The sequence below is a fragment of the Zooshikella ganghwensis DSM 15267 genome, assembly GCF_000428585.1.
In the GTDB taxonomy this organism is placed as follows: domain Bacteria; phylum Pseudomonadota; class Gammaproteobacteria; order Pseudomonadales; family Zooshikellaceae; genus Zooshikella; species Zooshikella ganghwensis.
Window position 1 is genome coordinate 25,983 of sequence record NZ_AUAF01000008.1, and the last position, 18,621, is coordinate 44,603.

The 18,621-nt window shown below is 44.6% G+C and carries 15 protein-coding genes; 7 read left to right on the forward strand and 8 right to left on the reverse strand.

All coding sequences use genetic code 11. The features are described 5' to 3' along the window. Positions 1-106: 106 nt before the first annotated feature. From F607_RS0103140 to epmB, 3 genes are all read right to left on the reverse strand, one after another. Positions 107-2,191: an EAL domain-containing response regulator gene (locus F607_RS0103140; protein ID WP_027706882.1), complete on the reverse strand. Its 2,085-nt coding sequence runs from the start codon at positions 2,189-2,191 to the stop codon at positions 107-109. A gap of 210 nt (positions 2,192-2,401) precedes the next feature. Further along, positions 2,402-4,189 (reverse strand): hypothetical protein, encoded by a 1,788-nt coding sequence (locus F607_RS0103145; protein WP_027706883.1) that lies wholly within the window; start codon positions 4,187-4,189, stop codon positions 2,402-2,404. A 232-nt stretch (positions 4,190-4,421) separates the two neighbouring features. Then, on the reverse strand, positions 4,422-5,438 hold the full coding sequence (gene epmB / locus F607_RS27955; RefSeq protein ID WP_038289827.1) for an EF-P beta-lysylation protein EpmB: 1,017 nt from the start codon (positions 5,436-5,438) through the stop codon (positions 4,422-4,424). A gap of 31 nt (positions 5,439-5,469) precedes the next feature. On the opposite strand from epmB, the gene efp reads away from it, so the two are divergent. Both efp and epmA read left to right on the forward strand, forming a co-directional pair. Further along, complete coding sequence (efp, locus tag F607_RS0103155; protein ID WP_027706884.1) at positions 5,470-6,045, forward strand: elongation factor P; 576 nt, start codon at positions 5,470-5,472, stop codon at positions 6,043-6,045. 226 nt (positions 6,046-6,271) lie between these two features. After that, positions 6,272-7,264, forward strand: a complete 993-nt coding sequence (gene epmA / locus F607_RS0103160) for an elongation factor P--(R)-beta-lysine ligase (RefSeq protein WP_027706885.1) — start codon at positions 6,272-6,274, stop codon at positions 7,262-7,264. Positions 7,265-7,424: 160 nt separating this feature from the next. On the opposite strand, the gene asd is transcribed toward epmA, so the two are convergent. The 3 genes from asd to F607_RS0103175 form a co-directional block, all read right to left on the reverse strand. After that, the gene (asd, locus tag F607_RS0103165) at positions 7,425-8,303 is read right to left on the reverse strand and encodes an archaetidylserine decarboxylase (RefSeq protein WP_027706886.1); all 879 of its coding nucleotides are present in this window, start codon (positions 8,301-8,303) and stop codon (positions 7,425-7,427) included. Positions 8,304-8,362: 59 nt separating this feature from the next. Then, a complete protein-coding gene (locus F607_RS0103170; protein WP_051310798.1) occupies positions 8,363-9,214 on the reverse strand; it encodes a sulfurtransferase in 852 nt (283 codons plus the stop codon). A 137-nt stretch (positions 9,215-9,351) separates the two neighbouring features. After that, positions 9,352-11,283 carry an HDOD domain-containing protein gene (locus F607_RS0103175; RefSeq protein WP_027706888.1) on the reverse strand — a complete coding sequence of 644 codons (1,932 nt, stop codon included), beginning with the start codon at positions 11,281-11,283 and terminating at the stop codon, positions 9,352-9,354. A gap of 188 nt (positions 11,284-11,471) precedes the next feature. On the opposite strand from F607_RS0103175, the gene motA reads away from it, so the two are divergent. Further along, positions 11,472-12,323, forward strand: coding sequence for a flagellar motor stator protein MotA (motA, locus tag F607_RS0103180; RefSeq protein ID WP_027706889.1), 852 nt, complete (start codon positions 11,472-11,474; stop codon positions 12,321-12,323). 24 nt (positions 12,324-12,347) lie between these two features. Beyond that, positions 12,348-13,304 carry a flagellar motor protein MotB gene (gene motB / locus F607_RS27960; RefSeq protein ID WP_051310800.1) on the forward strand — a complete coding sequence of 319 codons (957 nt, stop codon included), beginning with the start codon at positions 12,348-12,350 and terminating at the stop codon, positions 13,302-13,304. A gap of 28 nt (positions 13,305-13,332) precedes the next feature. Here motB and rsgA read toward each other — a convergent pair whose 3' ends face one another. Then, positions 13,333-14,355 carry a small ribosomal subunit biogenesis GTPase RsgA gene (rsgA, locus tag F607_RS0103190; RefSeq protein WP_027706890.1) on the reverse strand — a complete coding sequence of 341 codons (1,023 nt, stop codon included), beginning with the start codon at positions 14,353-14,355 and terminating at the stop codon, positions 13,333-13,335. A 206-nt stretch (positions 14,356-14,561) separates the two neighbouring features. Between rsgA and orn the strand changes: the two genes are divergently transcribed. Beyond that, entirely contained in the window at positions 14,562-15,164 is a 603-nt protein-coding gene (gene orn / locus F607_RS27965) for an oligoribonuclease (protein ID WP_084611086.1), read from the forward strand. Between the two features lie 45 nt (positions 15,165-15,209). Here the strand turns inward: orn and queG are convergent, their stop codons facing one another. After that, positions 15,210-16,295 carry a tRNA epoxyqueuosine(34) reductase QueG gene (gene queG / locus F607_RS0103200; RefSeq protein WP_038289831.1) on the reverse strand — a complete coding sequence of 362 codons (1,086 nt, stop codon included), beginning with the start codon at positions 16,293-16,295 and terminating at the stop codon, positions 15,210-15,212. A gap of 283 nt (positions 16,296-16,578) precedes the next feature. On the opposite strand from queG, the gene F607_RS0103205 reads away from it, so the two are divergent. After that, positions 16,579-18,132 carry a bifunctional ADP-dependent NAD(P)H-hydrate dehydratase/NAD(P)H-hydrate epimerase gene (locus tag F607_RS0103205; RefSeq protein ID WP_027706892.1) on the forward strand — a complete coding sequence of 518 codons (1,554 nt, stop codon included), beginning with the start codon at positions 16,579-16,581 and terminating at the stop codon, positions 18,130-18,132. Continuing rightward, positions 18,129-18,614 carry a tRNA (adenosine(37)-N6)-threonylcarbamoyltransferase complex ATPase subunit type 1 TsaE gene (gene tsaE, locus F607_RS0103210; RefSeq protein ID WP_027706893.1) on the forward strand — a complete coding sequence of 162 codons (486 nt, stop codon included), beginning with the start codon at positions 18,129-18,131 and terminating at the stop codon, positions 18,612-18,614. Before F607_RS0103205 ends, tsaE begins: the two co-directional genes overlap by 4 nt. Positions 18,615-18,621 lie beyond the last annotated feature (7 nt).

The window sequence follows — 18,621 nt, forward strand, 5'->3', positions numbered from 1 at the left end:
ACCTGTGTAAACCTCCACACAGGTGCCTTTTTTAAAGTTGACTAAAAATCACGAAAGAGTGATTAATTGATAAAGTGATATTCAAATAGTGTTAACAGGCCCTAGGTTATTCGTCATCACTACTAAAGTCATAATCCATTTCTGATACAGGTCCTTGCAAGTAGTAACCTTGAATATAATTCACACCTGCCTGCCAAAGCGTTGCCAGGACTGAGGCATTTTCAACTAAAGGTACAATTGTGAGCTTGCCTTGGCTATGCAGGGAGCTGATCATTGTTTTAAGGTTTTCCTGTGTTTCAGGATTGCTTAAGTCTTGAGTGAATGAACCATCCGTTTTGACGTAATCTACTGTAAGGTGTTTTAAGTTATTAAAAGGGTTAATTGCACAACCAAAATGCGTCAGGGCAACTTTGCAATGTAATTCGCCAAGCGCTTTTGTTAGCTCTTTTGCCTGTTTAAGGTAAGTTGTGGCGTCTTCTTCACTGATTTGAAAAATTAGGCTATCGCTTGGTAAACGGGCAGCTTTAAGTGCAACACTCACCCAAGGAACCAGTGTTTTATCTTGTAACGAGGGACCAGATATATGAATAAACAGTCGTGTACTGTGGCCTTTAGCGCGATGAACTGCAAGTAATTTGATGGATTGTAAAATCACCCACCGATCAATTTTTGCAGCTAATTTGGCTTTTTCTGCTGTCGTAAATATTTCTTTAGTAGGTATCTCTTTACCATCACTGTCGTATAAGCGGAGCAGGACTTCATAATGCTCTTCACTGTCGCCCCTTAAACTGATGATAGGTTGAAACAGTAATTTAAAGTCATTTTTCTCCAGCCCTTGCTGAATCATCGCAAGCACGTTACCTTCGCTGGCTAATTCGGCCAGGTCATCTTGAGCCGTATAAAAAGCAAATTTATTCTCACCCTCTGACTTAGCTTTGTCTGTACCTTTTTGGGCGAGATCTAAAATTTCTTTAACTTTATTCGTTGTTTCATTAACAATGGTGATACCAATACTAACTTTTATTTGAACAGTTCGACCCGATACTTCTGATAGGTGATCTTCAACATTTTTGCAAATCGCTTTTGCTAAAGAAGAGAGGGAATCCTGATTGTCTGTATTCAGCAGTACCATGAATATGTTATCGCCATAACGGGAGATAATATTGGGGGCAGTGATATGAGCTTTCAGTAACGAGCTAATATCGGCTAATACCAGATCAGAGTCCGCTAAGCCTATTTGAGCACGCACCTCATCAAAATTATCGAGAGAAATATAAAATAGGCCGCTATTTCCCTTGCAATCAATTGCTCGTTCTACGGTTTTTTCAAGCTGCTCAGTAAAAAACTGACGGTTATACAGCCCAGTGACCAAGTCTTGTGTGCTGATTTCTTTTAGCTTTTCTTCAAGTTCTGCATTGCCTTTGTCAACACGAATAATCAACTGTGTGCAAGGCTCTCCATCATATGTTGCGGGGGAGAAAGACATGCGCGCTTTAAACTTTGAGTCATCCGCCTTAACCCCATGACACACCAGGTCTTCAGAATTATTTTCGCCTTGTTGATAGTTTTTGAGGAAGTTTTTAAATTGAGCCTGATCTTCTGATGCTAACAAGTCAATAATGGGTAAGCCTTCCATTTCTTCTGGGTCATCATAGCCAAATAGTTCGACATAGGACTTGTTGACATAAATATGCATACCATCATGAACGTAAGCAATGGCATCTACTGAGCTATTTAGGAGTAATTGACAGCGTTTTTCGGCTTCACGAAGAGAAACTTCAGCTTTCCGACGCATTCGTCGTTCTTGCAGGTTATCGACTTCCCTCAGCGAAACAAGCACCAGGCGACGCTCTTCACCATAAAGTACGATATCTTTATAGCCTTGTTGCAAGGCTTCAGTGAATTTATCTGAATTGTAGCTTTCTTGGAGCAAAATAACTGGTAGGTCTTTATTGAGTTTTTTTACTGCGCTCAGTGCTTGATCACCATTTATTTCATCCATTGGATGACTGGCAATTAATAAATCCCATAACTGGCCATTTAAGACCTCTTCCAGATCTACAACAGAGGTGACACGATGAGCGCGAGTTGCTCTACCGGCATTACGAAAAAGACTTACAATTTGCTCCGCTTCATTTTGCGAAGCTTCAATAATTAATAGACGAATAGTGTTGGCTTCTACTTGTTGCATATTTGATCCATTTTCTGGAGTTGAACCACTCCAGCTACAACCAGGGCAATTAATTGTCTTGCACGAACGAGCAAACAACTGTGGGATTGTGTCAGATTAAACTTATCTTTCAAGTTCAACTCAAAAGTGTGAAGGAAGCGCACATTACACACCTAAATTATCGGTTTGTCACACACCTATAGAGTAGCAGTTCACATAAAAATAAGTTTATTAAAGGATATCCCAAATCCCTCCAAATTCGTCATCATCGTCCTTAGTTTTTGGTTTATTCGTACCTGGTTGCTTAATAGAGGAGCCAGGATCAGTTAAGTGAAATTCAAATTGATTAAAGCTGGGCGTTGAAAGAAGCAAGTTGGTAAGCTGTGCTTTATGAATGACACCATCAAGATTGACCTTTATTTTGTGGCCTACTTGAAAGGGAATGCGTGGTGTAATCAGGGAGGCTGGCTGGTCTAATGCTTTAATCTCAGGCACAAAAAAACCACGCATATACTGGCTACTGTCTTCTATTTTTCTTATAAGACACATTGCACAAGGACGGGCATTGCAGGTCAGTAGCTCGATACCAAGCTCTACCTGGTTTTCTCCTTCAAGGTGCAGCCAGCGAATAATCGCTAAGTTCCATGAGTTGTACTCAACCTCATGGATACCCAGAAGTTCACCTGTTTGTAAGTGCTGTGGAAGATGACCTTGCCAGCTGACACAGTAACCGCCAGGGCTTGTGTTGAGTAAGTTAGCACTAAACACAGGGAAGATGGGTTTGTGATTTTTTTCTTCCTCGGGGGTATAGGAAATATTGACCTCATCTTCAGCCAGTAATCGTTGCTCATTATGGCGAGCATCAAATGCAGGAGACCAAACATCATATTCTTTTTTATTGAAACGCTCTTTTTGATGTTCAGGAATATGATCGGCGACATGCTGTACCTCGAGCCAAAGGCGAAATTCCTGCTTGCCACACAAATAATAGTGGGTTGCAGTGAGTCCTACTGATAGCTCAAGGCTTCCAGTGGCGGGAATGCGCTTGAAGCTTCGTTTTTGAAGGGGGCCCCAGGCATGGGCCAAGTGTAAAAGTAGCTCTTTGCTAATGGCTTTGGGAATTGTCAGTTCGCACTCATCAGGGTCTTTGAGAAATAAATTCAGTGTTTCAGTTAGCTCTGTAGACTCTAATGTTCGGTGGTGTGTTTTTAATGTTTTGCTAAAGAGGGCCCGATAGGTTGGGCCGGCATCACTTTCTAAGTCGATAATGAATGTTGTGGGTACGTTGTCTCTGGCAGGTCCTAATATGACAACATCTGTCCAGTATTCAAGGGCATTAAAAATCTGTAATAAATCCCCTTGGCGTACTTGGTTAGGTCTGCTACAGGCAAGCAACAACATACGTTTATAGTTTGCTTCAATCGAGAAGTCATGGATAAATGAATTTTGAGGGTCATCAACGACTTGCTGAAGCAGTTGCAGCGACTCTGCCAAACGATACAGCTGGTGTAATTCATGCCAAAGGTTTTTGGGGATAGGGCAGTAAAGCTGATATGCACGTAGCAAGGTATGAGAGGTATCACTCATGGCGCGGTGAATAGTTTTTACCAATAGCTCTTTATTGCCCTCTGGCTTTTTACCACCAAGTAGCATATCTCTGACAATGTGTTTGTAGCCAATAGTGAGCTGATACTGAATAGTTTGAGCTAAATTGGCGATTTTTCGTTGTTGCTCCGTCAGGACAATCGAATGACCTAAAAAGTGTTTACCGAGCTGGTCACAGACGTAATAACACTGTGGTCTGAAGAACTCCATAATATCAAAGCGCAGCGTATGGGATATTTGCAGCTGGTTTACTTCTTGAAGAGCCAAATATAACTGCTTTGCCATAACACCTAGGTTGGCTTTGGGCAAATCAGTTAGCCAGGACTCAATTGCATCTGGAGTTTTATCTGCAAATGTCAGGCTGGTTCGGCATTGCTTGGGAACTTTTAAATCAAGCGTGTGTTGAGTGCTCATTTAATAAACTACAGTGTCAACAGATTATCATCGAACGTTCTTACTAATTATATAGACCACATTTGACGAGTTTGGTGGGTATACTTCATAGATGTGTAAGACATTCGTTGTATATAATGCAGGACACTGTTGTTGAACTCATGCTTTACCTGCTATACAGGTTGCTGTGGAAGGACTCCTGTACACAGGGTAGGCATGAGTTTTATTGATTGCAGTCTGAGAGTTAGCTGCCTTAGGGTAAAGGAGGAAGAAGCAGTTTACTGGCTGCACCCGCTTGTTCAATAGTGAGTTTGGGTATTAAGTAGCCACTGCCTAACTTCATCATCTGGCCTACAATATGCTGTGCTTTGGCGTGGTCTATATCAAAGTGAGCAGCACCCTGTACCTTATCCAGCACGTGCAAGTAATAAGGAAATGCTCCCCACGATACTAGCTTTTCACTCAGGCTGATGAGTACTTCAGGGTTATCATTAATGCCTTTAAGTAACACGGTTTGATTAAGCACCATACACCCGGCTTGCTGGAGCTGCTGCAGTGCAAAGCCTACCTTGTCGTCTATTTCATTGGGATGATTGCAATGAACAACGACAAGCGTCTTAAGTCTTGTTGAGGTTAGCCAATCTAATAATTCTGGACAAATGCGTTCTGGAATGACAATAGGTAGCCGAGTATGGACCCGTAAGCGTTCAATATGGGGGATTTTGGCTATTTCTTCCGTTAGCCATTTAAGCCGTTGGTCATTTACGGCTAAAGGGTCGCCACCACTATAAATAACTTCACGAATTGTGTCGTCTTTAGTGATATAATCCAGCGCCTCCTGCCACTGGCGTTTATTTAACCGATTTTCCTCGTAGGGAAAGTGACGCCGGAAGCAGTATCGACAGTTTACGGCGCAGGTGCTGCCCACAACCAGTAATACCCTACCTTTATACTTGTGGATAATTCCTTTATGAGTGTTTTTGGGACGCTCAGCTAAAGGGTCTACACTATAACCTGCTGTAGAAATAAGCTCAGCTGCAGTAGGTAAAACCTGTTGTAAGAGTGGGTCGTTAATATCGCCCTTGCGCATCCGCTGTAAAAAAGGGTGGGGCACGCGGAGTGGAAATGAACCACTTGCCTCGTTGGCTGCTGGCAGTAAATCAGCATCTAAGCCAAGTAGTTCGAACAGTTCATGTGGATCGGTAATTGATTCTGAAAGCGTTTGTTGCCAGCGACTACCCTGCACACAGGCTGCTGTTCGCGTTATCATAGGCGCTCAAATAATCTATTGGTGAGGAAATATGGCTAGCTATTCTACCAATGAATTTCGCTCAGGTCTCAAAGTCTTATTGGAGAATGAGCCTTGTGTAATTTTAGAAAATGAATTTGTAAAACCAGGCAAGGGGCAAGCTTTTAACCGGGTTAAACTCCGTAATTTAAACTCTGGTCGTGTCTGGGAAAGAACATTTAAGTCTGGCGAATCACTGGAAGCGGCAGACGTAGTGGATAAAGAAATGGAGTATCTTTATACCGACGGTGAGTTTTGGCACTTCATGCTCACAGATGGTTCTTACGAACAGTATGCAGCTGATCAAAAAGCGGTGGGTGATACCATTAACTGGCTTAAAGAGCAGGATGTATACGAAGTAACACTTTATAACAATGCTCCCATCACCGTGTCACCACCTAACTTTGTCGAGCTAGAGGTGGTGGAAACAGATCCAGGTCTGAAAGGGGATACAGCTCAAGGCGGCAGCAAGCCAGCCACGTTGAGTACAGGTGCTGTGGTTAAAGTCCCTCTGTTTATTAACCAGGGTGAAATTCTGAAGATTGATACGCGTACTGGTGAGTATGTGAGTCGGGTAAGTAATAAATAGCAAACCCCATAATGAAAGTGGAAGGCGACGATTTTGGCCGCTCTTATCCACTTTCATTGGTGTGAAATTAAACGTTTAGTATTAATAAATTTCCGTTGGCTATGTGGCTTTTTTTTGTATTTTAATTTGCCGTATGCAGCTTTAGTAAAAAGGTCTGTGATATGGGTATATATTTACAAAGTAAGCCTTTATCACGTTCTTTTCTTGGCTAATAGGGTGAAAAGTCATGACCCCAGAAAGCGACTGGCAACCAACAGCTTCACTGGAAACGTTAAAGCTGCGAGCCGATTTATTGAGTAAAATTCGCAGCTATTTCCAGCAACAAAATGTTTTAGAAGTTGAAACGCCTGCAATGTCTCATGCTGCTGTATGTGATGTACATATTGAGTGTTTCTCAACTAAGTTTAAGCCTGTAAGTCGGTCTGTGGGGCAGACAGTTTATTTGCATACTTCCCCTGAATACGCAATGAAAAGGCTACTGGTTGCTGGCTCTGGTGATATTTATCAAGTATGTAAAGTTTTTCGTAATGGGGAAGCAGGTGGACGCCATAACCCAGAATTTTCGATGCTTGAGTGGTATAGGGTCGGGCTTGATCACCACCAGTTGATGGATGATGTTACAGGCTTGCTAAGCCATGTATGTGACTTTACAGAGCTGCGTCGGGTTTCTTATCAGCAATTGTTCGAAGAGCACCTAGGAATTAATCCACACCGAACAGCAACTCAGCAGCTTATCAAGCTAGTCAAAGAAAAGGTTGACTCAGAGCTCTCTGGTTTGGAGCGTAATGCATTATTAGAATTACTTTTCACTCACTTAATAGAGCCTTCACTAGGTTGGTCTGCTGAAGGTAAACTCGCAGGTGTTTATGTCTATGACTTTCCTGCGTCTATGGCTGCGTTGTCTCGAGTTCAACTGGATACTGAAGGGCAGCAGGTTGCCAGCCGATTCGAGCTGTTTATTGATGGTGTTGAGTTGGCAAATGGTTATAACGAGTTAGCCGATGCGATCGAGCAAGAAAAACGTTTTAAGCATGATAAAGCCAAGCGGCAAGAGCTTGGATTTGAAGTTAACCCTATTGATGAGCATTTATTATCGGCGCTGAGAGTTGGATTGCCAGACTGTGCTGGTGTCGCCCTGGGTGTAGACCGCTTATTAATGTTACTGGCGGGGACACACGCAATAGCCGATGTGCTCGCGTTCGACTTTGCCCATAGCTAAAAGTTTGCCCATAGCTTGAAAGATAGAGCCAAGTCACCTGAGTGCTGGCTTGGCAAGTATCATACTCTGCTGCTCTATTGGACATTGTTGCTAGTCAAGCATTGAGCATCACAAGCCAAGCACGTTTCACTCATTTCAAGCACGCTTCACTCATTGATAGTTACTCGGGTTTTTCCTGTCTCTCACTTCGAGTAGCAATCGCTTCACCCATTGTCACAGGACAACCCGCACTCAGCTCAGGTAGCCACTGGGCAGCTTGCTCTGGTAATAGCACAATGGCTGTTGAGCCAAGCTTAAAGTGGCCAAGTTCTGCACCTTTTGCCAGCTTAATGGGTTGATTTGCTTCTTGGGTGTAGCTTCGTCTCTGAAGTCTGCGCCTAGGAGGGGTTACCAATCCGGCCCACACGGTTTCAATACTAGCAACAATCATGGCACCCACTAAGACAACAATCATGGGGCCAAAGTCAGTTTTAAAAACACAAACTACTCGCTCATTTCTTGAAAATAAGTTGGGCAGAGCTTCGGTTGTTGCGTCATTAACGGAGAACAAATGCCCTGGAACATAAATCATTTGTTCCAGCTCGCCTGCGAAGGGCATATGAACACGGTGGTAATCCCGTGGTGAAAGGTAAATAGTTGCAAAGTGCCCATTATTGAACTGCTGAGCAAGCTCGAAGTCGCCACCAATAAGTTCACATAAGCTAAAGTGATGGCCCTTAGCCTGGAACACTTGGCCATGCTCAATATCACCCATTTGGCTGATTTTGCCGTCAGCGGGTGATACTAAGTGAGCTGGGTCTTCAGCAATTGGACGAGCACCTTGTTTTAAAGCACGGGTAAAAAAGTCATTGAAGTGAACATAATCCTTAGGATCAGGATGTTCAGCTTCAGACATATTAACGTCGTACTTTTTGATAAACCATTTGATAAAAGCCTGATTAAAACGTTGGGAAGGACTCTCTGCCACCCAATAGGCGGCTCGGGATAACAGGTGTTGTGGGCACAAACGTTGTAAAGCAACAAATAGTTTACTATTCACACGATCACTCTCAAAAAGCAGACAATAAAGTAAAAATCAGGTTATTTCACACAGTAGAGCTACTGTTCAATGGGGGTGTTTGGATCATTACCCCATTCAGACCAGGAGCCATCATAAGCTTTAAGTCGTTGATAACCTAGTACTTTGGCAACTAAGTAGGTAAAACCAGACCGGTGATGTGATTGACAATGCGTTATGACCAATTTGTCCCGAGTTATACCCAAGCTGTTTAAGATTTTACTGGAATCTTCTCGAATTCTTAGTTGTCGGTTTGGGTCCATTAAAATGGTCCACTCTAAATTAATAGCACCAGGTATGTGACCATTTCGCAGAGCCAGCGGCTGTTCTCCGTGAAACTCTGCTGGAGAGCGAGCATCCCATATCACGGTGTCCTGTTCTTTTAGGCTCAATAAAACACACTCTTTATCTGCTCGAGGGGCAATTTGTAGTTGCAGCTGAGGAGAAGTAGGCTCAGGCTTTGATGGCTCAGTTGATAGTGCTCTTCTCTCAGCAGCCCATGCGACACGTCCGCCATTAAGGTAAGAGCTATGCAAGTGGCCTATACAATCTAATGTCCAGATAAACCGGCCAGCCCAGCCACCGCCTTCATCGTCATAAGCAACAATGTGCTTATCTGGGTGATAGCCTATGCTTGCAAGAATTGTCTCAAGCTTTTGGGGATCAGGTAGCTTTCCTTTTGCAGGCTCTTCACCACTCTGTAATGCTGCTCCTGGTAAGTGGACTGCACCAGGAATATGTCCACGTAGGTAGTTTTCAGTGTTGGATAGGTCAACAATTAATAGGTTGGGTGTTGAAAGTAATGGTTCAAGCTCCTCAGGCTCAAGTAGCAAGGGTAAGTGCCGAAGGGGGTTATTATCTGTTAGCTGATCAGTGTTTTGTGGGCTACTCATGTGAGACTCATTCTCATACTAGCAAAGGACGTACATGTATTGGCTTTAGTCATTATTAAAAAGCAACCATGCCATGCAACCTCAGCGCTGGCAACTTTTGGTGTTTTGAATTGAGCTTGAAACAAATATTTAATGTACTAGCGGGCTTGCGTTTTGCTTCGGGTTAAGTGTTTGAGTACTTTGCCAGCACCTTTGCAGACAGTACTAAAATACTTTAAGTCTGCTGCAGTGAGCTCAGTTTGAGAAATACCCAAGTCAGCATAAATCATAGCAATTGGGCGCTTGTTGGCATGCAAGGTAGCTAATAAAAACATTTGAGTATTGACAAGTTGTTTCAGCTGGCTTGGGAGTTTAAACCATATATTGTTGGCTTCCTTCGCATTAACCCATAACACCAATTCTTTATTTAGTAACTGACTCATTGGCGACTCAGCTGGAAGCTCAAGCTTAAACTTAAGAGGAATGCTGTTACTCATTGATATATGAGAGACCAGCATATCCCGTTGCTTATTGGGTAAGGCAATGACCACGCGCTCAAAACCAAGTGCGACATGTAATATATTTGCTGTTTCCTCTAATAATTGAGCAAGGCTTTTATAGAGTTCAGGATAACGAGAAAAGCGCCCTAAGCTGACTTTCACGCTATCGAGATCAATTTTACGTTTAATTTGTGGTGGCTTAGCGGCTGGTTCAGGCTTTTTGGTGGTGGTAGAGGCACTTGGTTGACTGGTTTCTGCTGTCGGCTGAGTTGTTGCAGTGGGCTGCTGAACTTTTAAAGGGGGGCTTTTGCTCAATGTGCTTGGGGTACTTTCCTGCTTTTTAGACGCTTGGCCAGGAGCACTCGGGGTCTTGGCATTAGCTTGCTGCTGGTCTTTGGCTTGCGTTGTTTTGCCCGTCCATAAGCTAAATTCGTCATCAGCGATTTGGGGATTCTTGTTAGAAAGCGCTTGTTCTTTTTGTTGAGATGAAGCTCTCTCTACGGGAGCAGCGGGCTTTTGGGCTGCACTTTTTGTATTTATTGAGTCAGTACTCGCAAGGGCGCTTGGATCATCAGCTAGTACGGTATGATAATCAGCCTGTTTAAAAAAAACGGTGGCTAATGGCGCAGGTCTCATTGCTGGAAGCGTGAAGCAGGAGGCAGTTAAGGCTTGTTGAAAAGCATCATGATGTGTTTGAGGTACTGGCCTGTTGGTATAAAAAGCAAGAAGCTTTAGAACACGATGAACGTGCCGGCTTTCCCAGGAAAAGCTGGTTTCCCAAGCAAGTTGATTACATAGCAATACAGGAAGTGCAGGACTGGCAAAAGCTATTCGAAGAGATGGTGAGTTTTCAAGCTTTTGCCGGAAAGTGTCAGCACGTTGTTGTTGTTCGGGTGGTAACTGTTTGATACAAGCCAGTTTGGCCCAAAGGTCGGGTGGTGCTGCTAGCAAAGGAGACAGTTGGGACATGGGCAGCATGGGCAGCTTCCACTCATTGCAGAGTATAAGTTGCAAGGTGTCCACTGTGCATCCCAGTACATCACGCTCTGTTTTTTGGCGCTGTTGGTGCTGAAGTCTAACCCTTCGCTCAATCATAAGCATTTCTTCTGGTGCCCAGAGCCATAACCCCCAGTAAGCGGAATGAAAAAAAAGTGCAAGCCAATAGACTTCATCTGTCTGTCGCTGTTGAACGCGAAGTTGATGCCAGTAACTCGCTTGAAAGGCCGCATGCATACTGCAGGTAATCATGCGACAGTAAAAGCGGTGGGCAGCGAGATGAGGGTTGAGTGTTAGTGAGGGTATACGGTTAATAAGCTCTGCAAGTTTCTTAATACCTAGTAAGCTCAAAGCCTGCTCAAGATGGCGTACTGGATCAGTGCCTTTTTTTATCTCTCTGTTTACTCGTGAAAATACATGCCAACAAACAATAGGACAACGGCGCATATGCTGAGCAATATCATTTAAAGCAATGCTGGGTTGCTGAATGAATTTAAGTAAGCTGGCTTTGATCTTAGTGTCAACGGGGAAAGGCTCTTTTGTTAATAGGCCTTGCCAATGTTGAATCCCTTTTGCCGAAGAAACACTATCCATAAGAAATTTGTCGAATATCAGTTGATGACCTTTACTAGAAAAGAGAACAAGTGATCCAGTTTGCGCCGACAGGTGTTCTCTTATCTGCAAGTATAGCCACAGGATATCGACATATGTTTACAGGTTGGACTTCTGCTTAATGAAGTTAAAGCAATGGAAGCTCACGCCAGCTGGGCAGGCAGCTTACAATGTTTAAATTACTAGGCTTTATTATTGTTGTGAGCAGTGTTTTGGGGGGGTATGTACTGTCCCATGGTGAGCTCATGGCGCTATGGCAGCCTTATGAGCTGCTGATAATTTTAGGGGCATCCATTGGCTCTTTCTTTATCGCTAATCCACCCTCTGTTTTTGCTGCAGTGCTTCGCTCTTTTCCTGGCTTGCTATTTGGAAGCCGTTTTAATCAAGCTTACTTTATGGATCTACTAGGGCTGCTGTTTGAACTGCTTAATAAAAGCCGGCGGGATGGCATGATGGCTATTGAGAGTGATTTGGATGATCCAGCTGGAAGTACCATTTTTACACGTTATCCGGCTATTTTAAGAGAAGCCCATTTAACTGAATTTATAGCAGATTATTTGCGCTTAATGTCTTCAGGCAATATGGCACCCCATGAGCTTGAAAGCCTCTTTGATATGGAAATTGAAACCCGTGCTGAAGAGCTGGGTCGTCCTGGGGTCTCTGTAAATAAAGTAGCAGATGCGTTGCCAGGGTTTGGTATTGTTGCTGCAGTTATGGGTATTGTGATCACTATGAAAGGGTTAGGGGGGCCACCTGAAGTCTTGGGGATGCATGTTGCTGCAGCATTGGTCGGTACATTTCTGGGAATTTTGTTGGCTTATGGGTTTGTGGGACCCATGGCTCATGCCCTTGAGCATATGAGCCAGGAGGAAATAAACGCTTACGAGTGCGTTAAAGCCTGCCTGGTCGCGTCCCTAGGAGGTATGCCGCCAGCACTGGCAATTGAGTTTGGCCGAAAGGCTCTTTATGCACACAGTCGTCCCAGTTTTATGGAACTGGAACAGCATGTTCGCTCCCGCTAATTAATTTTAGAGGGAGGTATGCCTATGAAGCGTGAAGAGTCGATTATCGTTAAACGGGTTCGTAAAAGCCGTCACGACCATCATGGTGGTTCTTGGAAAATTGCATTTGCTGACTTTGCCACAGCAATGATGGCTTTTTTTCTGGTGTTGTGGTTGCTGGAAAACACAACAGAGCAACAAAAAATTGAGATTGCAGGATACTTTCAGGATCCCGTCGCTTGGAGTGAGCGAGCCAGTCCTTATGTAGTTGATCTTGGAGGTACACCAACCATGGTGGTTGATCAGGGGATAGGATCACCCCTGCAAGACCAAGACCAGAGAAGTCGCTTATCTGCAGAACAGATTACAACATTAGCGGAAGATATTGAGAAAAAACGTTTAGAGTCACTCCTTCAGGAGTTACAGGCACGGGTTGAAGATAATGAGGTGTTAAGACGCTTTAAAGACAACCTGATCATGGATATTACACCTGATGGGTTACGCATTCAGGTAGTAGATGATGATAAAAGCTCTATGTTTGATAGTGGGCGTGCACAATTAAAGTATTATTTTGAGGATGTGCTTTTAGAGTTGTCGCCACTCATTAAGTCAGTGCCCAATAAGATCAGTATTTCAGGTCATACAGATGCAACGCCTTACAGCAAAAAGGAAGACTTTGGTAACTGGGAGCTATCGGCGGCGCGGGCCAACAGTGCACGAAGGACATTGGTTTATGGTGGTATTCCAGAGAGTCAGGTTGCCCAAATAGTAGGTTTGGGAGACTCAAATCTATTTGACCCTGAAAACCCTTACAACCCAGTTAATCGACGGATTGATATTTTGATTATGAGTAAGCAGACCGAAGAGAAAGTTGAGCGGATGACTCATTCCACACCAAGCCCACAACAGCCACTTTTTGAACAGCGTGGCAAGGCAAATTTGGATGATGCTCGTCAGCGGGCGAGAGTGAACCAGCCAGATGCTGAGTCACTCAAGCAGTAACGCATTTTAGGTTTAAGCAAGTAACCGTTTAGTTAGATTCAGTAAAGCTATTAGCAATATGTTCAAAGCTGGTAAAGCGTGTTGCACTAATTAAACCATCCGCTTTGGCTTGCAGAAAGGCACAGCCAGGCTCCTGCTCATGCTGGCAGTCTCTGAATTTGCAGTGCCCAATCAAAGGTTTTAACTCTCGAAAGCCTTCAGCTAATTCCATTTTGGTCATAGGCCATAGTGCAAACTCTCTAATGCCCGGAGAGTCAATAAGCTTTCCCCCTGTTGGGAAGTGGAATAATTTTGCTGATGTCGTAGTGTGAGTACCTTTACCTGATAATTTTGAAAGTGCACCAACACGCGTATCAACATTTGGCAATAAGGCGTTGACTAAAGATGATTTGCCAACCCCTGACTGTCCGACAAATACGCTGGTGTGCTGATCAAGCAGGTTCTGTAAGTTATCAAGACCATGTGCCCGATGGGTTGAGGCTTGTAACACACGATAGCCTAACTGCTGATATGTCGACAGCAACTGTGAAAATGCCTCTTGGTTGCTGTCATTAAGCAGGTCAGTTTTGTTGAAGAGTAATACAGGCTCAATACCTTCTATTTCGGCCGCTACCAGGTAACGGTCTATCAAGTTGGCGTGAGGCTCAGGTATTGGTGCAATGACAATAACGATATAGTCGATATTTGCGGCAACAGGCTTGAGTTGCTGTCTACTGTCTGGGCGGGATAGTAAGTTATGTCTGTCTAAGCCAGCAACGACAACACCTGTGTTATCTGCACCTGCTCGCCACACAACAAAGTCACCAGTAACTAAGGCGGGTAAGTTTGCACGAAGATGACAGCGAAATTCATTACCGGGTTGGTTGAGAGGTTCAATAGCTAGCTGAGTGCCATAGTGGGCAATAATCAAGCCCTGCTGCTCTGGACCAAGCTCACCTGATGCTAAGTCTTGCTGGAACTTGTCCTGTTGCTGGTTTGCACGTTTGGCGCGCTCATCTTGAATTTTTTTAATGCGCCATGACTGGCGGCGGTTAAGGTGACGTTTAGCCATAGGTGGACGGCTTTCTCTCCATAGGCGTTTGCTTTAGCTGATAGTTGAGCATTATCATGAACCGTGGAGTATAGTTCAACTTTATAGGCATTTATATTTAAGCCCAGTGCGTTTTATACTGAAAAGAAGCGTTCTTGTTGGAAAAGCTTGAAGAGAGCTGTACTGTACTTAGTTGCCAGCTTGATCAATGGTTATAAGGTAGGTTAATGGCTAAAGCAGATAATCTCATTTGGATCGATATGGAAATGACAGGGCTGGACCCAGACCTGCATCGTATCATTGAAATTGCCACAGTGGTGACTGATGGACAGCTTAATATAATTGCTGAAGGCCCAGTACTTGTAGTTCATCAACCTGATGACCATCTAAGCCTGATGGATGATTGGTGTGTCCAGCAACACGGCAGCTCTGGACTAACAGCAAAAGTTCGCAAAAGTTTAATCACTGAAAAGCAGGCAGAAGCTGAGACTATTGCATTTCTTTCTCAATATATAGAGCCAGGCCAGTCACCCATGTGTGGTAACACTATTGGTCAAGACCGGCGTTTTTTATATCGCTATATGCCTGATTTAGAACGTTTCTTTCACTATCGCAGCATTGATGTCAGTACCCTCAAAGAGTTAGCTCGACGCTGGCAGCCTGAGCTGCTGGACGGCATCACTAAAACGTCAAGCCATCAGGCATTGGCTGATATTTATGAGTCGATTGATGAGCTTCGTTACTACCGAGAGCATTTCATTCAATTGTCTTTGCCTGCCTCTAAAAAAATGCCTACACCGAAAAAAAGTAAGCAAGCAAAAACAGAGTAGACTTTTCCTCAATACGTGGTCAGGGCCTGCTGCATTAAGTGTCTCTTAACACCCTGTAGTTTTCATATGGTGTTGCTTTAATGCCCAAAGAATATGTTCCCGTACCATGTCATCTGGAAAATCTTTCCTACTATTAAGCGCGGCGATAACCTCTGGTGTCGTCGCAGCATTCCCTAGGCCAACAGCAAGATTGCGTAACCAGCCTTTGTATCCTGTACGCCGTATTGGAGAGCCTTCAGTTGCGCTAAGAAACTGTTCTTCAGTCCATAAAAACAAAGTAGTGAGATCACTACTGTCAAGCTTATGGCGTGGCAGAAAGTCAGTTTCTTGAGTCGGCTTGGCAAACTTGTTCCAAGGGCATACCAGCTGGCAATCATCACAGCCAAAAACCCGATTACCGATTTTCGGGCGGAGGGCCTCAGGTATGGCTTCTTTCAACTCAATGGTTAAATAAGAAATACATTTACGGGCATCGAGCTGGAATGGACCAACGAACGCATCCGTCGGACATATATCCAAACAAGCTTGGCAGCTGCCGCAGTGCTTAGTCGCTTGAGGGGTATCAATAGGTAAAGGCAGATTAGTATAAAGTTCGCCTAAAAAGAACCAGGAGCCGGCTTTGCTATTGAGCAGTAGTGTGTTTTTACCAATCCAACCAAGTCCAGCCTTTTCGGCAAGGGCTTTTTCCAAAACGGGGGCAGAATCAACAAATGCCCGGTAACCAAAGTGGCCTGCAACCTCAGTTATTTTGTTTGCGAGTTTGGCCAGGCGTTTGCGAATGACCTTATGATAGTCACGGCCAAGGGCATAGCGTGAAATATAGGCTTGCGAAGAGCTTTGTAGCACTTTGACTGCCTGCGTATCGCCTGGCAGGTAATCCATTCTCACCGAAATTATGCTTATTGTGCCGGGTACGAGTTCATCAGGGCGACTGCGTTTATTGCCATGGTCTGCCAGGTAACCCATCTCGCCATGGAAGCCTTTAGCTAACCAACTCTTTAGATAAGTTTCATGTTCACTTAAATCTATGCTGGTAATACCTGCGTCCTGGAAACCAAGCTCTCTTGCCCACAGCTTAATCTGTTGGGCCAGCAAGCCAAAGTCAGTTTGTGAGGTCGCAATGTTTGTCATGCTTCATTACTACTATGCATTAAATGGGTAGTGGGTTTTTGCCTGGCAGAGGCCAGCAAACTCTGACTGAGAGGATTCTGGGACTCGTAAAATATGGTGGAGCCTGAGGGAGTCAACTGCATAGCTTGCCTACAACGGTCAGTTGCAAAGTGAAAGTGATTATTTACTTATCTGGGGAACCCACATCTTAAGCGAGTGTCAACGTTTTAAGTGCTAGATAAAGACTACAGTCAACGTATAATTGAGGAAGTGCTATCTAGCTCCGCTTGAGGGATGCCAACGTATGAACCATAGTTTACCACAGCAACTCTTTACCGCTGAACAGGTGAGAGAATTAGATCATGCTGCGATCAATGAGCAAGGTATAGCAGGCTTTGAGCTCATGAGGCGGGCAGGAAAAGCGGCGTATCGCGCTATGATTGCGCACTGGCACCTAAGGTCTCAACAGCAGCGCTTAATTTCTCAGCAGCCAGCTTGCAAAATTCAGGTATTTTGTGGTGGCGGTAACAATGGCGGAGACGGTTATATTGTTGCAGGCCTTGCAGCTCAGGCTGGCTTTACTGCAGAAGTTGTTATGGTGGTTCCGGGGGAGGGCCTAAAGGGCGATGCTTTTTTAGCCTATGAGTGGTGTCAACAGTTTGACGTTGTGTTGACCTCATACTCCCCTGAAATCAAGATAGATGGCGATATCCTGGTGGATGCATTACTGGGAACGGGGCTTTCTGGTGTTGTTCGGGATCCCTACTTAGCGATTATTGAGCGTATCAATGCTGCAAACCAGCCTGTGTTAGCAATTGATATTCCCTCTGGCTTATGTGCCGATTCAGGCTCAGTGTTAGGTGCTGCAATTAAAGCCAGTCTGACCGTGAGTTTTATCGGCATGAAGCGTGGGCTGCTCACGGGAGTAGCCTCTGATTATTGCGGTGAGCTGGTCTATGCCAGTTTAAATGTACCTGATGTCATTTTTAACTCGGTGCCCTCAACGGTTTGGCTGTTAACTGAAAAAACAATAGGGCCTGTGCTTTTACCTCGCTCTCGATGTGCACATAAAGGACACTTTGGGCATTTACTTATCATTGGTGGTGCCCCAGGAATGGCTGGAGCTGTCACTATGGCTGCTGAAGCAGCGCTGAGTATGGGGGCTGGCCTGGTTACCGTTGCCACTTTAGCGAGTCATGCTGCTGCGATTCAGGCAAGAACACCAGAAGTGATGGTGCATGCTATTGATGACCCTGCGCACCTTGAGGGTCTTTTAGCGGATAAAACAGCGATTGTCATTGGACCAGGTCTTGGCCGCGATAGCTGGGGTAAGGCAGCTCTTAAAGCAGTAATGAAGGTTGATGTGCCTTTGTTAGTCGATGCTGATGGCCTTAATCTGATGGCTCAAGAGCTTGAGTCTTGGCGCTGCAACCGCAAGCAGTTGTTATTAACGCCGCATCCAGGTGAGGCTAGCCGGTTATTGGGTGAAAGTACCCAGTCGGTCCAGCATGATCGTTTTGCTGCGGTTAGTCGTATTTGTAAGGTGTTTAATGCTTCAGTTGTATTAAAGGGAGCAGGTAGCCTAGTCAGTGATGGTGAGCAAGTATGGGTTTGTCCTGCGGGCAATCCTGGTATGGCATCTGGTGGTATGGGGGATGTGTTAAGTGGTATGTTAGGTGCCTTTTTAGCGATCGGGTTACCACCGTGCAAGGCCGCAAAGCTGGGTGTCTGGTTACATGCAACGGCAGCTGATGTGATTGCGGCTGAGTTTGGGGAGTGGGGGCTAAGAGCAACTGAGCTGATACCTGAAGCTCGCCATCTTTTGAATCAATTAGTCACGGAAAGTGAGGAGCAATGACTTCTGGGCAGGCTATTCTGTTAGTAGATGAAGCTGCAACTGTTGCCTTTGGACGTCAGTTAGCCAAAGCAAGCGGGGGCAAGGGTGTTATTTTTCTTTATGGGGATTTAGGTGCAGGTAAGACCACACTATGTCGAGGTGTCTTGCAGCACTTAGGGCATGAGGGGGCTGTCAAAAGCCCTACGTATACTATCGTAGAACCTTATAAGTTGGAATCAGGGCAAGTAGTTTATCATTTTGATCTTTACCGCCTGGGCGATCCTGAAGAGTTAGAGTTTTTAGGGGGGCGAGAATATTTCAACCAGTCTGCATTGTGTTTGGTTGAGTGGCCAGAGCGTGGCGCGGGCTTTTTACCTCCTGCAGACATTAAGCTTACCCTTCAGTATCAGCAAGGGGCTCGAACCATAGAAGTCATAGCTTTCAGTCAGCATGGTCAAGATATTGCTGCAAAGCTTGCTCATGATAGAAATGTAAACCATTAGGGGTTCC